This is a genomic window from Streptomyces sp. WAC05292 (assembly GCF_003949955.1).
Lineage (GTDB): Bacteria > Actinomycetota > Actinomycetes > Streptomycetales > Streptomycetaceae > Streptomyces > Streptomyces globosus.
Map to the genome: position 1 here is coordinate 1 of NZ_RPSE01000141.1, position 13975 is coordinate 13975.

General features: G+C 73.7%; 13 protein-coding genes. 4 read left to right on the plus strand and 9 right to left on the minus strand.

All coding sequences use genetic code 11. The features are described from left to right. Positions 1–123: 123 nt before the first annotated feature. The 4 genes from EF903_RS16905 to EF903_RS16920 form a co-directional block, all read right to left on the minus strand. Positions 124–555: a GNAT family N-acetyltransferase gene (locus EF903_RS16905; protein WP_125544067.1), complete on the minus strand. Its 432-nt coding sequence runs from the start codon at positions 553–555 to the stop codon at positions 124–126. Continuing rightward, entirely contained in the window at positions 552–2519 is a 1968-nt protein-coding gene (locus EF903_RS16910) for an ABC transporter ATP-binding protein (protein ID WP_125544078.1), read from the minus strand. The genes EF903_RS16905 and EF903_RS16910 overlap by 4 nt, the downstream gene beginning before the upstream one ends. A 191-nt stretch (positions 2520–2710) precedes the next feature. Beyond that, positions 2711–3331 (minus strand): GNAT family N-acetyltransferase, encoded by a 621-nt coding sequence (locus tag EF903_RS16915; protein WP_185902698.1) that lies wholly within the window; start codon positions 3329–3331, stop codon positions 2711–2713. A gap of 148 nt (positions 3332–3479) precedes the next feature. Continuing rightward, the gene (locus tag EF903_RS16920; RefSeq protein ID WP_125544069.1) at positions 3480–3734 is read right to left on the minus strand and encodes a hypothetical protein; all 255 of its coding nucleotides are present in this window, start codon (positions 3732–3734) and stop codon (positions 3480–3482) included. A gap of 413 nt (positions 3735–4147) precedes the next feature. Between EF903_RS16920 and EF903_RS16925 the strand changes: the two genes are divergently transcribed. Next, the gene (locus EF903_RS16925) at positions 4148–5359 is read left to right on the plus strand and encodes a pyridoxal phosphate-dependent aminotransferase (protein ID WP_125544070.1); all 1212 of its coding nucleotides are present in this window, start codon (positions 4148–4150) and stop codon (positions 5357–5359) included. Between the two features lie 147 nt (positions 5360–5506). Further along, on the plus strand, positions 5507–5905 hold the full coding sequence (locus EF903_RS16930; RefSeq protein ID WP_125544071.1) for a hypothetical protein: 399 nt from the start codon (positions 5507–5509) through the stop codon (positions 5903–5905). 106 nt (positions 5906–6011) lie between these two features. On the opposite strand, the gene EF903_RS16935 is transcribed toward EF903_RS16930, so the two are convergent. Both EF903_RS16935 and EF903_RS16940 read right to left on the minus strand, forming a co-directional pair. After that, complete coding sequence (locus EF903_RS16935) at positions 6012–6431, minus strand: hypothetical protein (protein WP_125544072.1); 420 nt, start codon at positions 6429–6431, stop codon at positions 6012–6014. Positions 6432–6887: 456 nt separating this feature from the next. Further along, positions 6888–8714, minus strand: a complete 1827-nt coding sequence (locus EF903_RS16940; protein ID WP_125544073.1) for a phosphoenolpyruvate carboxykinase (GTP) — start codon at positions 8712–8714, stop codon at positions 6888–6890. Between the two features lie 220 nt (positions 8715–8934). Here EF903_RS16940 and EF903_RS16945 point away from each other — a divergent pair, with 220 nt between their 5' ends. Continuing rightward, positions 8935–9621 (plus strand): hemolysin III family protein, encoded by a 687-nt coding sequence (locus tag EF903_RS16945; RefSeq protein ID WP_125544074.1) that lies wholly within the window; start codon positions 8935–8937, stop codon positions 9619–9621. Between the two features lie 17 nt (positions 9622–9638). On the opposite strand, the gene EF903_RS16950 is transcribed toward EF903_RS16945, so the two are convergent. Both EF903_RS16950 and EF903_RS16955 read right to left on the minus strand, forming a co-directional pair. Next, positions 9639–11717, minus strand: coding sequence for a thioredoxin domain-containing protein (locus tag EF903_RS16950; protein ID WP_125544075.1), 2079 nt, complete (start codon positions 11715–11717; stop codon positions 9639–9641). Between the two features lie 100 nt (positions 11718–11817). Beyond that, entirely contained in the window at positions 11818–12654 is an 837-nt protein-coding gene (locus tag EF903_RS16955) for an NAD(P)H-binding protein (RefSeq protein WP_125544076.1), read from the minus strand. A gap of 163 nt (positions 12655–12817) precedes the next feature. Here EF903_RS16955 and EF903_RS16960 point away from each other — a divergent pair, with 163 nt between their 5' ends. Further along, on the plus strand, positions 12818–13354 hold the full coding sequence (locus tag EF903_RS16960; RefSeq protein ID WP_125544079.1) for a TetR/AcrR family transcriptional regulator: 537 nt from the start codon (positions 12818–12820) through the stop codon (positions 13352–13354). Between the two features lie 6 nt (positions 13355–13360). On the opposite strand, the gene EF903_RS16965 is transcribed toward EF903_RS16960, so the two are convergent. Beyond that, positions 13361–13906 carry an alpha/beta hydrolase gene (locus tag EF903_RS16965; protein WP_125544077.1) on the minus strand — a complete coding sequence of 182 codons (546 nt, stop codon included), beginning with the start codon at positions 13904–13906 and terminating at the stop codon, positions 13361–13363. Positions 13907–13975: the final 69 nt, after the last annotated feature.

Consider the following 13975-nt stretch of genomic DNA (forward strand, 5'->3'; position numbering starts at 1 on the left):
CGTCGTACGGCGGCGTAACCAGCCCTCCAGCACCGCTCGCTGGGCATCACTGACCGACAACGGCGCAATCTTCGGACCCGGACGACTCATGCCCAACTAACGATGAATCTCCGACTCAGGTCACTAGTCGAGCTCCTTGGCGAAGTGGAACGCGACGATGTCGAACCGCTCGCGGAGGTAGAAGCGGTGCGCGCCGGTGCGGTGCGTGCCGGAGTCGAGGTCCAGGAGGCGGCAGCCGGCCGCGCGGGCCCGCTCCTCCAGGTGGGCGAGCAGGGCGCGGCCCACGCCTCGGGAGCGGGTGTGGGCGGCGGTGACGAGGTCGTCGACGTACAGGCGGCGGATGTCGACGGTGTTCGCGACGATGCGCCAGCCGGCCGCGCCGGCGCACGCGCCCCCGTCGTCGTACGCCGCGGTGAACCGCAGGCCCTGCGGGTGGCCCTCGGCGTAGACGTCGGCGAGGAGGCCGGCGGTCAGGTGGGGGCGCAGCTCCCGCAGGACGGGCAGCAGGTCGGCGGTGAGCCGCGGGTCGCCCGGCTCCAGGTCGATGATCTTCATCGGCCCACGGTACCCGGCCCGTCGGCAGGGGTGTCCGCGCCGTTGCGGCCGCCGCCCACCGGCCCGCCGGCGCCGCCCACCGGGCCGCCGCCCACCGGGCTGGCGTCCGCGCCGCCGTCCGCGCCGCCGTCCGCGCCGCCGTCCGCGCCGCCGAGGAAGCCTCCCGACTGGTGCCGCCACAGCCGCGCGTAGGCGCCGCCGGTGGTGAGCAGCTCCTCGTGGCGGCCCTGCTCGACGATCCGCCCGCGGTCGAGGACGATGAGCCGGTCCATGGCGGCGACGGTGCTCAGCCGGTGCGCGACGACGAGGGCCGTGCGCCCGGCCATGAGCTGCCAGAGCGCTTCCTGGACGAGGATCTCGCTCTCGGAGTCGAGGGCGCTGGTGGCCTCGTCGAGCAGCAGGATCGGCGCGTCGCGCAGGATGGCGCGGGCGAGCGCGACCCGCTGCCGCTGCCCGCCGGACAGTTTGACGCCGCGCTCGCCTACGAGCGTGTCGAAGCCGTCGGGCAGCAGGTCGGCGAACTCGGTGACGTGCGCCGCCTCGGCCGCGCGCCGGACCTCCGCGTCGGTGGCGCCGGGGCGGGCGAAGGCGATGTTCTCGCGGAGTGTGCGGTGGAACATGGCCGGGTCCTGCGGCACGTACGCGATCAGGCTGCGCAGGTCGGCCTGGCGCAGCCGGCTGATGTCGCGGCCGCCGACGAGGATGCGGCCGCCGTCGACGTCCGTCATCCGCAGCAGCAGCCGGGTCAGGGTGCTCTTGCCGCCGCCCGACCGGCCGACGAGGCCGAACTTGGCGCCGCCGGGCACGGCGAGGTCGAGTTCCTCGAAGAGCGGCCGGGCACCCTTGTGGGCGAAGGTGACGCCTTCGAAGCGGACGTCCGCGGCCCGCGCCGGCGGCGCCGGCTCGGGCTCCGGCGGGTCGAGGACGGTCGGCGGCTCCCGCAGCAGCTCGGTGAACTGGGCGGCCTCCGTCATCGACCGCTCCAGGCGGCGGTAGACCTGGTTGAACTCGAACATGATGCGGGTGGCGTTGGAGTAGTAGGTGAAGGCGACGACGACGGCCTCCACGCCGTCTCCGGTGCCGCCGCCCGCGCCGCCGCCGACGACGGCGACCGCGATCAGCAGGCCGAGGGCGTTGGTCAGGACGGACATCGGCGCGACGACCGTGTCGATGCGGAGGTTGCCGTAGTCCCAGGCCCGCAGGGTGAGCCGGCGCGATTCCGCGACCCGCGACCGGTGCTCCTCCGCCTCGCGCCGCTCGGCGGCGAACGCGCGGACGGTGTCCATGTTCGCGAGGCTGTCCGAGACGTGCCCGGAGACCCGGGCGATGGCCGCCTCGCGCCGGTCGACGAGCTTCTGCCGGCGGCGTACGAGCGGTGCCACGCACAGCGCCGTGACGGCGATCATCGTCAGCAGTCCTGCCACGAGCAGCGGTTCGTACTGCCACAGGACGACCGACCCGAACAGCAGCGGCACGAACCGGCCGACGACGGCGAACGCGAGGGTGTCGACGAACTCCTCGAAGCGGGAGGCGAAGCCGAGGACGCGTTTGGTCAGCGATCCGGCGAAGTTGTCGTGGAAGAAGGCGGCGTCCTTCGCGAACAGCTCGTCGACGCCGATGACGTAGAGCCGTTCGATGCCGAGGGCGTCGAGCCGGTTCAGGCAGTGCACGCCGAGCCGCCACAGGGCTTCGGCGAGGAGCAGGACGCCGGCGAAGCCGAGCACATAGGGCAGGGTCGCGGCGAGGCCGGCGCCGCCGTCGGCGATGCGGCCGACGAGCTTGGCGACGACCAGCGGCGCCAGGTAGTTGACGCCGATGTTGCCGAGCGCCGGCATCAGCATGGCGGGGAGCGCGAACCGGCGGAGCCGGACCAGTTCCCTGCCGTAGTAGCGGAGCGCGAGGGCCACCGGGCCGCGGCCCGGTGGCGCCCCGCGCGGTGCGGTACGTGGTGCGGACGGTCCCATCGCCACCCCGGGGTGTCGTACGGCAGCCCGCCGGCCGCCTTCCGGGGCGCGCTCGCCCCGGAAGCCCCGCGGTGCCGGGCGGCGGTGCGGGGGCGGGCAGACAGGCAGTCTCCCGTGGCGGTACGTTCCGCGTCCAAGTGTTTACGGAACGCGACGCCGGTCCGCCCGCGTGTGCGCCGGGGCGCGGCGGGTCAGGCGGCGTCGGCCGCCTGCTGCGGCTCGCGCCACATCGCCCACAGGGTGGGGCCGCCGCCGGGGAGGGCGAGCTCCTCGCGGACGGTGAAGCCGAAGTGCTCGTAGAACGGCAGGTTGTCCGCCTTGGACGACTCCAGGTAGGCGGGCATGCCGGCCGCGTCGGCCTTGGCGAGGCCGGAGCGCAGCAGGGCCGCGCCGTGGCCCTGGCCGCGGGCGGCGGGGTCGGCGCCGATGGCCGCGAGGTACCAGTGCGGCTCCTGCGGGGTGTGGGCGGCGGCCGCGCCGATGGCGTCGCGGAACAGCCCGGCGCGGTCGCCGAGCACCTCCAGGAGGGCCTGCTGGGTCTCCACGTCGGGCACGCCCAGCTCGCCGGCCTCGGGGGCGACCCAGAAGGCGGCGGCGGAGGCGGTGCGCTCGCAGACGCCGTGCCGGACGTAGTGCCGGGTGAAGAGGGTGGTGAAGTACTCGGCCAGGCGCTCCTCGCGCGAGGCGGCGTCGGGGAAGAACCAGCACATCATCGGGTCGTCACCGAAGGAGCGGGCCAGGGTGCGGCCGATCTCCGGGGCGTCTGCGGCGGTGGCCGCCTGCGGAATGTTCGCTATCGACATACGGGTCATTCTGCACATCGCCTTCGAGCCGCCGCAGGCCGGGTCGGACCCACCCGTTCGGGACAACGCCGCGGCCCGCCCGACGAGTTCCCGCAGTCCCGCACGAATCGCGGTCCGGACTGGCGCCCCGTCAGCCGGCCCGGCGCCGGAGGGGTCGCTAGAGGTACTCGCGGGCGAACTCCACCGCCCATTCGACCGCGGCGATGGGGACGCTGCCGGACTGGGGGTCGAGGGCGAGGCGGGCGCCCTCCCAGCCCCGGCCGTGCTCGCGGTAGATGGCGAAGTGGCCCTCGCTGCCGACCCGGCCGCTGCTGCGGCCGTCGCGGTGGGGGCGTACCAGGAACTCGATGGCCCGGTCGTCCCCGTCCGTTCCCACGGTGGTGATCGCCATGTCGCCGACTACGAAATCCACTGCTCCGCCTCTCCGTTCCCGGCACTCCCGGAAGAACACCCTCCGCCAGGGCGCGGGCCCGCCGCATGAGTGCGCGTACTCAGGAGCCGTACTCAGGACCCGCGACCCGGACCGGTCGCCGGCCCCGTGCGCACGCGCCCCGGCCCTGCGCACGCGCCCCGGCCGGACGCGTCTGCCCGCGCCGGCGCGGGGCATCCGGCGCCGCGCGGCGGAGTCGGGGTGACGAGCGCAACACGGCCCCTGGCGGACGTATGCGGACACACCGATTCCGCAGGTGGAGTGCCGTCGCGGCCCCCGTTTCCAAGGCCCAGCGGACCCCCGCCCTTCCCATCGCGCGAACCGGGACATACCCCCCTCCGATCCTGTACCGCAAACCCCAGCGGGCCCCGGCGCGGGGCCCGTAAGCTCCCGTCATGCAGGTGATCCAGTCAACGAAACTCGCCAATGTCTGCTACGAGATCCGCGGCCCCGTCCTCGAAGAGGCCATGCGGCTCGAAGCGGCAGGTCATCGCATCCTCAAGCTGAACACCGGCAACCCCGCGGCCTTCGGCTTCGAGTGCCCGCCGGAGATCCTGGAGGACATGCTCCGCAACCTGGGCAACGCCCACGGCTACGGGGACGCGAAGGGGCTGCTGTCGGCGCGGCGCGCGGTCATGCAGCACTACCAGACCAAGGGCATCGAGCTGGACGTCGAGGACATCTACCTCGGCAACGGCGTCTCCGAGCTGATCCAGATGGCGATGCAGGCGCTGCTCGACGACGGCGACGAGGTCCTCGTCCCCGCCCCGGACTACCCGCTGTGGACGGCGTCCGTCTCGCTGGCCGGCGGCACGGCCGTGCACTACCGCTGCGACGAGCAGTCCGACTGGATGCCGGACCTGGCGGACATCGAGCGGAAGGTCACCGACCGCACCCGCGCGATCGTGATCATCAACCCGAACAACCCCACCGGCGCCGTCTACGACGACGAGATGCTGCGGGGCCTCACCGACATCGCGCGCCGCCACAACCTCATCGTGTGCTCGGACGAGATCTACGACCGGATCCTCTACGACGGCGCCACGCACACCAACACCGCGGCCCTCGCGCCCGACCTGCTGACCCTCACCTTCAACGGCCTGTCGAAGAACTACCGGGTGGCCGGCTACCGGGCCGGCTGGATGGCGGTGTGCGGTCCGAAGCAGCACGCCTCCTCGTACATCGAGGGCCTGACGATCCTCGCCAACATGCGCCTGTGCGCGAACATGCCCTCGCAGCACGCCGTGGCGACCGCACTGGGCGGCCGGCAGTCGATCCAGGACCTGGTCCTGCCGGGCGGCCGGCTGCTGGAGCAGCGCGACACCGCGTACGACCTGCTGACGCAGATCCCCGGCATCACCTGCGTGAAGCCGAAGGGCGCGCTCTACCTGTTCCCGCGGCTCGACCCGGCCGTCTACAAGATCAAGGACGACCGGCAGATGGTCCTCGACCTGCTGCGCGCCGAGAAGATCATGGTGGTGCACGGGACCGGCTTCAACTGGCCCGAGCCGGACCACTTCCGGATCGTGACGCTGCCGGCCGCTCCCGACCTGGCGGACGCCGTGACGCGGATCGGCACGTTCCTGGACGGCTACGGCCAGCACTGACGGCCGCCGGCCGCGCCCGCGGTCGAGGAACGCCCGAGGGGCGGTGGAGGGGTCCGGCCCCGCTCCACCGCCCCTCGGTCCAGGATCGGGAAAAACTTTAGAACGAATCCAATGTAGGATGGTCTCCTGACTTTCGGGAGGCCACTCATGTACGAGCCGATCCGGACCAAGCCGGTCGTCCACCGTGTGGGCGGCCGCCACTCCGACTATCCGCACAGCACCCGCGCCGAAGCGCTCGACCACCAGCTCGCCGGGCACCTGACGGCGCTGCTCGCCGTCACGGACGCGCTCGGCCAGGGCGACGCCGGCGACCGCATCGCCGCCCAGGTCGGCCGGCTGCGCGGAACCGCCCCCGCCCGGGCGCCGCACGACCCGGCCGCGGACCCCGCCGCCCTGCACCGGCGGGCGCACGACCTCGCCGGCCGGGCGCTGGTCGTGGCCGCGTCCCGCGCGGACACCACCGTCGCGATCCTCGCCGCCGAGCTGATGGACGCGCACACCGCCGCCCTGGGCCGGTTCTCCGAGAACCTCGCCGGGCGCCCCTGACGGCCCCGGTCCGGGGCCGCGGAGGCTCCGGACCGGGAGCCATGACGCCGTACGCCCCCGGAGCGCGTACCCCGTACGCCCTCCCCCGCGAGCCGCGGTCCGCCGGTCACGGCGCGGGCGTGAACTCCGCCCCCGCGACCCCGCACCACGGCACCGCCGCGAACGGCCACACCGGCCCGACGGCCTCGCCCCGCTCGACGGCCCGCGGAGCCACCCCGGGAATCCGGACCAGCGCCTGCGCGGCCCTCCCGCCCGGCCGGGAGCCGTCGTCGTCGCGGAACTCCACCGTCACCACGTACGCGCCCGCGCCCCCGGGCCGCCCGGAGGCCTCGACCGCGGCGACCACCCGCCGGCTCGCCGGGTCGACCCGGCACCCGGTGACCCGTACGTCCTCCAGCGCGCCGCGCGGCGGCGCGGCGGCCGGACCGCCGCCGCCCCACACGTACAGGCCCAGCGGTGTGAACACCAGCACCGCCGCCACCGCGGACAGGCCGAGGAGCCGGCCGTGCCGCTTCAACGCCGTCATCGCACCCATCGCGCCCAGCCCATCGCGTCCGGCGCGTCCCCCGCGCCCTGCGCGCCCGCGCCCAGGAGACGATCCTGACGGCCCGGCGGGCCCGCTGCCAGCTCCCGCCGATGCGTACGCCGTTTCGAAGAGGGACCGGTCGGCCACCGTGCGCTCACCCGTCTCGCCGTGGAAAGTGCCTGTCGACGGGAGCAGGCTGCCCGCCCGCGGGCCGCGGGACGCATCGCGGTGCGGGTGGAACGCGCGGCGGGCCGGAACGCGCGAGCGGCGGGCCCCCGTGCACCGGGGGCCCGCCGCCGGCGGGTGCGCGCGGCCCGCCCGGAGGAGCACGGGGGCTCTCCGGGACGGTCCGCGGCTGCGGTGGGAACCGCTTGGTCGGGGGCTCCCACAGCGGTGGGAATCGCTTGGTCGGGGACTCCCACGTTCAAAGGGCCCTGGTTCAGGGCGTGTTGCGGCTCAGCCCAGGCGCTCCACGAGCGCGTGGTACTGGTCCCACAGCTCCTTGGGCGTGTGGTCGCCGTAGGTGTTCAGGTGCTCGGGCACCAGGGCGGCCTCGTCCCGCCACACGTCCTTGTCGACGGTGAGGAGGAAGTCGAGGTCCTCGTCGGCGATGTCGAGGCCGTCGAGGTCGAGGGCGCCCTTGGCCGGCAGGATGCCGATCGGGGTCTCGACGCCCTCGGCGGTGCCGTCGAGGCGGCCGACGATCCACTTCAGGACGCGGCTGTTCTCGCCGAAGCCGGGCCACACGAACTTGCCCGCGTCGTTCTTGCGGAACCAGTTCACGTAGTAGATCTTCGGGAGCTTCGCGGCGTCCGCGGAGGCTCCGACCTTGATCCAGTGGGCCATGTAGTCGCCCATGTTGTAGCCGCAGAACGGCAGCATGGCGAACGGGTCGCGGCGCAGCTCGCCGACCTTGCCCTCGGCGGCGGCGGTCTTCTCGGAGGCGATGTTCGAGCCGATGAAGACGCCGTGGTTCCAGTCGAAGGACTCGGTGACCAGCGGGACGGCGGAGGCGCGGCGGCCGCCGAAGAGGATCGCGGAGATCGGGACGCCCTTGGGGTCCTCCCACTCGGGGGCGATCGTCGGGCACTGGGCGGCCGGGACGGCGAAGCGGGCGTTCGGGTGGGCGGCCGGGGTCCCGGACTCCGGGGTCCAGGGGTTGCCCTTCCAGTCGATCAGCTCGGCCGGGGGCTCCTCCGTCATGCCCTCCCACCAGACGTCGCCGCCGTCGGGGGTGAGCGCGACGTTGGTGAAGACGGTGTTGGCGTACATCGTCTTCATGGCGTTGGCGTTGGTGTGCGCGCCGGTGCCGGGGGCGACGCCGAAGAAGCCGGCCTCCGGGTTGATCGCGTACAGGCGGCCGTCCTCGCCGAAGCGCATCCAGGCGATGTCGTCGCCGATGGTCTCGACCGTCCAGCCGGGGATGGTCGGCTCCAGCATGGCGAGGTTGGTCTTGCCGCACGCCGACGGGAAGGCCGCGGCGACGTAGCGGGCCTCGCCCTGCGGCGGGGTGAGCTTCAGGATCAGCATGTGCTCGGCGAGCCAGCCCTCGTCGCGCGCCATGACGGAGGCGATGCGCAGGGCGTAGCACTTCTTGCCGAGCAGGGCGTTGCCGCCGTAGCCCGAGCCGTAGGACCAGATCTCGCGGGTCTCCGGGAAGTGCGAGATGTACTTGGTGGTGTTGCACGGCCACGGCACGTCGGCCTGGCCCTCGGCGAGCGGGGCGCCGAGGGTGTGGACGGCCTTGACGAAGAAGCCGTCCTCGCCGAGCTCGTCGAGCACGGCACGGCCCATGCGGGTCATGGTGCGCATGGCGACGGCGACGTAGGCGGAGTCGGTGATCTCGACGCCGATCGCGGAGAGCTCGGAGCCGAGGGGGCCCATGCAGAAGGGGACGACGTACATCGTGCGGCCCTTCATGGAGCCGCGGAAGATGCCGTTCTCGCCGGTGAAGATGTCCTTCATCTCCGCCGGGGCCTTCCAGTGGTTGGTCGGGCCGGCGTCCTCCTCCTTCTCGGAGCAGATGAAGGTCCGGTCCTCGACGCGCGCGACGTCGGACGGGTCGGAGGCGGCGTAGTACGAGTTCGGGCGCTTGGTCTCGTCGAGCTTGCGGAAGGTTCCCTTCGCGACGAGCTCCCCGCACAGGCGCTCGTACTCGGCCTCGGAACCATCGCACCAGACGACGCTGTCCGGCTGGGTGATCGCCGCGATCTCGTCGACCCAGGCGATCAGGTCCTTGTGGTTCGTCGGGACGGATGTGGGAGCCGCGTTGTCGCGCGCCACGATTGCTCCTTGTTGAGGGGTTCGTTTGGTGTATGCCCCGTGGGGGCTGCGACCCGGACGCTTCGCGCTCCGCTCATCCGGTGCCGACCGCACTCATCTGATCATCCGGTGCGTGTGCGCATATGTCCAGGGGGCCTCTCACGTGAGCATCGCCACTCCCGTCAATCTTCCGTAAAGCACACTATGAGAAACCTACGGACCCGTAGGTAGCATGTGGACCATGACTTCTGACGCCGCAGTCGTGCGGGAGGCCGCTGCGGCGGCTGCCGCGCCGGAGGCCAAGCCGCTGATGCGCGGCTGGCTGCACGCAGGGATGTTCCCCGCCGTCGTCGTGGCGGGCCTGGCCCTCATGGCCTTCACGGACTCCGCGCGCGCCCGGGTGGCGTGCGGGGTGTACGTGCTCACCGCCTGCCTGCTGTTCGGGATCAGCGCCGTGTACCACCGCGGCACCTGGGGGCCGCGCGGCGAGGCGGTCCTGCGCCGCCTCGACCACGCCAACATCTTCCTGATCATCGCGGGGACGTATACCCCGCTGACCGTCCTGCTCCTCCCGCCCTCCACCGGACGGACGCTGCTGTGGGCGGTCTGGATCGCGGCCGCGGCCGGGATCGCCTTCCGGGTCTTCTGGGTCGGCGCCCCGCGCTGGCTCTACACCCCCTGCTACATCGCGATGGGGTGGGCGGCCGTCTTCTTCCTGCCCGACTTCCTGCGCGCCGGCGGCATCGCCGTCCTCGTGCTCGTCGTGGCCGGCGGGCTGCTCTACAGCGCGGGAGGGGTCATCTACGGGATCAAGCGGCCGAACCCCTCACCGCGCTTCTTCGGCTTCCACGAGGTGTTCCACTCGCTGACGCTGGCCGCGTTCATCGCGCACTACGTCGGCATCTCCCTGGCGGCGTACCGGCACTGACGGGCGGGGCCGGCGGGTCAGGAGCCCGCCGGCCTGCCGAGCTGTGCGGCGAGTTCGGCCGGGTCCGTCGCGGGCCGCGCGCACACGAAGTGCCGGCACACGTACGCCGCCGCCCTGCCCTCGACGGGCGTCCGCCCGGCCAGCAGCGGGAACTCGCCCTCGGCCGCGCCCGGTCCGCCCTCCTCCGCCGCCGGCTCGCCGACCGCCACGACCGCCCCGGGGGCCGTCGCCAGCAGCGCCGTCCGGTGCAGCTCCGCGCGCGCCGGATCGTCCGCCCGGCCGACCACGGCCACCTCGCGCGGCCCGTCCAGCAGCGCCTCCGCGACCGCCAGGCCGTGGCCGATGAAGCGCGGGGCGCGCGGGCCGAGCGCCCGTACCACCCCGAGCGCCCGCTCGGCCGCCGTCCGGTGCGCCTCCGAGCCGGTGTGCGCGGCGTACGACAGCAGCGCGCCGGCCGCGGCCGTCCACCCGGAGGGCGCGGCGGTGTCGGTGGGGTCCTGCGGCCTGCGGATCAGCCGCTCCGCATCGTGCGCGGTGTCGAACAGGGAGCCGTCCTCGGCGGTGAACCGGTCCAGCACCAGGTCCAGGAGGAACCCGGCGAACTCCAGCCAGACGCCCTCCCCGGTCACCGCGGCCAGCGCCAGGAACCCCTCGGCGACGTCCCCGTAGTCCTCCAGCACCCCGGCGTTGGCCCCGACCTGCCCGTCCTTGCTGGTGCGGGCCAGGCGCGGGGCGCGCCCGTCCTCCGCCCGGAAGTGGACCCGTACGAGCAGGTCGGCGGCCTCCGTGGCCCGCTCGATGAGATCCGGCCGGTCGAAGTACGCCCCGCACTCGGCGAGGGCGGCGACCGCCAGGCCGTTCCACGCGGCGACGACCTTGTCGTCCCGGCCCGGCGCCGGTCGGGCGGCGCGCGCCGCGAGCAGCCGCTGCCGGATCCCGGCGATCCGCCCGGCGTCGACGACCGGCCCGTCCTGCGGGAGCCGGAGCACGGAGGCGCCGTGCTCGAAGGTGCCCTCCTGCGTCACCCCGAAGCAGGCGGCGGCCAGCGCCCCGTCCTCCGCGCCGAGCACCTCCTCCAACTGGGCGGGCGTCCAGGCGTAGTAGGCGCCCTCCGCGGGCTTCCCGGTCTCCGGGTCCTCGCTGTCGGCGTCGAGCGCGGAGGCGAACCCGCCCTCGGGGGTGCGCAGCTCCCGCACCATGAAGTCGGCGGTCTCCAGCGCCACCCGCCGGGCCAGGTCCGAGCCGGTGGCCCGCCACAGGTGCGCGTAGACGCGGCACAGCAGGGCGTTGTCGTACAGCATCTTCTCGAAGTGCGGCACCACCCACTCCCGGTCCACGGAGTAGCGGGCGAACCCGCCGCCGAGCTGGTCGTAGATGCCGCCGCGGGCCATGGCCTCGCAGGTGTCGGCGGCCATCTGCAGCGCGCCCTCCGCGCCCGTGCGCGCGTGGTGGCGCAACAGGAACTCCAGCACCATCGACGGCGGGAACTTCGGCGCCCCGCCGAACCCGCCGCGCGCCTCGTCGTACTCCCGGGTCAGTGCCAGCAGCGCCTGCGCCGCCTCCTCGGGGCCGGGGGCGGCGGCCCGACCGTAGTCCAGCTGCCGGCCGGCCAGGTCCCGCGTGATGCGCTGCGCGACCTCGGCGACCTCCTCGCGCCGGCCCGCCCAGGCGGTGCTGACGCCTTCCAGGACCTGCGTGAAGGAGGGCATGCCGTGGCGCGGCTCGGGCGGGAAGTAGGTGCCGAAGTAGAACGGCTCGGCGTCGGGGGTGAGGAAGACCGTCATGGGCCAGCCGCCCTGGCCGGTGGCGGCCTGCACGGCCTCCATGTAGACGGCGTCGACGTCGGGCCGCTCCTCGCGGTCGACCTTGACGTTCACGAAGTGCTCGTTCATGTAGGCGGCGGTGTCGCCGTCCTCGAACGACTCGTGCGCCATGACGTGGCACCAGTGGCACGCCGAGTAGCCGACCGACAGCAGGACGGGTACGTCGCGCCGCTTGGCTTCCTCGAACGCCCCGGGCTCCCACGGCCACCAGTCGACCGGATTGTCGGCATGCTGAAGCAGATACGGCGAGGTCACACCAGCCAACCGGTTCATGCGCCCCAGCCTCTCACAACGGCTGACGCGACCGGCGAAACGCTCACGGGCCCGCCCCGCTTGGCCGAATCGCACCTCCTGGCCCGTGTCGGCCCGCCGGTCACGCGAAGGCGGCGGCGTTGCGCCTGGCCCAGTCGGCGAAGGGGGTGGCGGGGCGGCCGAGGATCCTCTCGATGTCGGGGCTGACGGCCTGCTCGCGCGGGGTGGGGGTGCCGATGATGTCGAGGGTGGTGTCGGCGACCGGGGCGGGCATGAACGCGAGCATCTGCGCGCGGGCCTCCTCGCGGGTCTGGCCGATGAAGGCGACGTGCTCGCCGATGGCGTCGGCGAGGGCGGCGGTGCGCTGGAGCGGGGTGGTCGGGGCGGGTCCGGTGAGTTCGTAGCAGGCCCTGCTGTGGCCGGGCTGCGTCAGGACGGCGGCGGCCACGGCGGCGATGTCGTCGGGGTCGACGACCGGGAGGCCGACGTCGCCGAAGGGCGCGGCGACGGTCCGGCTCGCCTTGACCGAGGGCGCCCAGGCGTGGGCGTTGGAGGCGAATCCGCCCGGGCGCAGGATGGTCCAGTCGGTGCCGGAGTCCATGACGGCCTGCTCGTAGGCGGCGAAGGCCCGTCCGTGGGACAGGGAGTCCGGGCGGGTGATCACCCCCTGGGAGGACAGCAGGACGATCCTGCCGCAGCCGGCGAAGGGGGCGACGACGGCGGCGGGGTCGCCGGTCATCATGAGCTCTCCCCCGACGAGCAGGAAGACCGCGTCCGCCGCGGCGGGCAGGTCGGCCGCGTCCGGCCGGGCCAGGTCGGCGGCGACGGTGTGCACGCCGGGCGGGACGTCGGCCGGGGTGATGCGGCGCGAGACCGCGGTCACCTCGCGGCCCTGTTCGGCCAGCAGGCGGACGAGCGTGCGGCCGACGTTTCCGGTGGCACCCGTGACGACGATCATGTGGAGTTCCTCGAATCAGAGTGGGTCGGTGGGTTGTCAGTCAGTCGACTGACTTACTGACTGCCCGGAGGCTAGCACGGGTCGGGGCCGTACAGTTAGTCGGGTGACTCACTCGAAGGAGCGCGCCCGCACCCGGGACGCCGGCGCGAAGCGGCGGCGCCTGATGGAAGCCGCGGCCGACGTCGTCCACCGGCAGGGCGCCGAACGCACCACCATCGCCGACATAGCGCGCGCGGCCGAGGTGCCGGTCGGCAACGTGTACTACTACTTCAAGACCAAGGACGAGCTGGTCGCCGCCGCGCTGGCCGAGCACGAGCGGCACCTGGAACAGCTCGTCGGCCACCTGGGCCGGCTCCCCGGCCCCCGCGAGCGCCTCAAAGGGCTGGTCGACGCCTGGGCGAGCGGGCGCGACCTCGCCGTCCGCTACGGCTGCCCGACCGGCACCCTCGCCGCGGAGCTGGGGAAACGCGACCCGGGCGGCCTGGACGTCGAGGCGGGCAGGGTCATCCGGTCCCTGCTGACCTGGGCGGAGGAGCAGTTCCGCGAGCTCGGCCGGCCGGATCCCGAGGGCCTGGCCCTCACCCTGGTGGGCGCCTATCAGGGCATGTCCGTACTGGCCAACGCCCTGCGCGATCCGGGGGTCATGGACCGTGAATGCGCTCGGCTGACCGCCTGGATCGACTCCCTCGAGGCCGCCTGAGCCCGATCAGCCGTCGACGAGCCCGCGGAGGAGCTCCAGGCCCGCGGGCCAGTCACCGAGGCCGCTGCGGGAGTTGATGTGCCCGTGGGCCTCGACGAGGTGGGCTCGCGCCCGCCAGTCGTGTGCGAAGGAGGCGGACGCCTTCGCGTCGCAGTAGGGGTCGTCGTCGCTCGCCACCACCAGGCTCGGGCACGGCAGGGGGCGAGCGGACAGGCCCGGGAACGACGGTGCCGCCTCACGCGGGAACGCCGGCCCCCGCGGATCGGGAGGCGCGACGAGGAGCGCCGCCACCACGCCGGGACGCGCCTGCTCCAGCCAGTGCGCGGCCGCCCAGCAGCCGAGGCTGTGCGCCACCAGCACCACCCGGCCGTCGCGCCGGAACGCGGTCTCGTGGGCGGCCTGGATCGCGGCGACCCAGTCCGGCAGGTCGGGCCGACTCCAGGAGGCCGGCGCGATCCGGACCGCCGAGGCCCCCCACCGCTTCTCCCACAGGCTCTGCCAGTGCCGCTCATCCGACCCGTCGATCCCGGGGATGATGACGTACGCGACCATCGTCCACCGCCCTTCCCGTCGCGGCCCCCGCACTCCGCCGGGGCACCCTGGGGCGATTCTCGGCGGGGC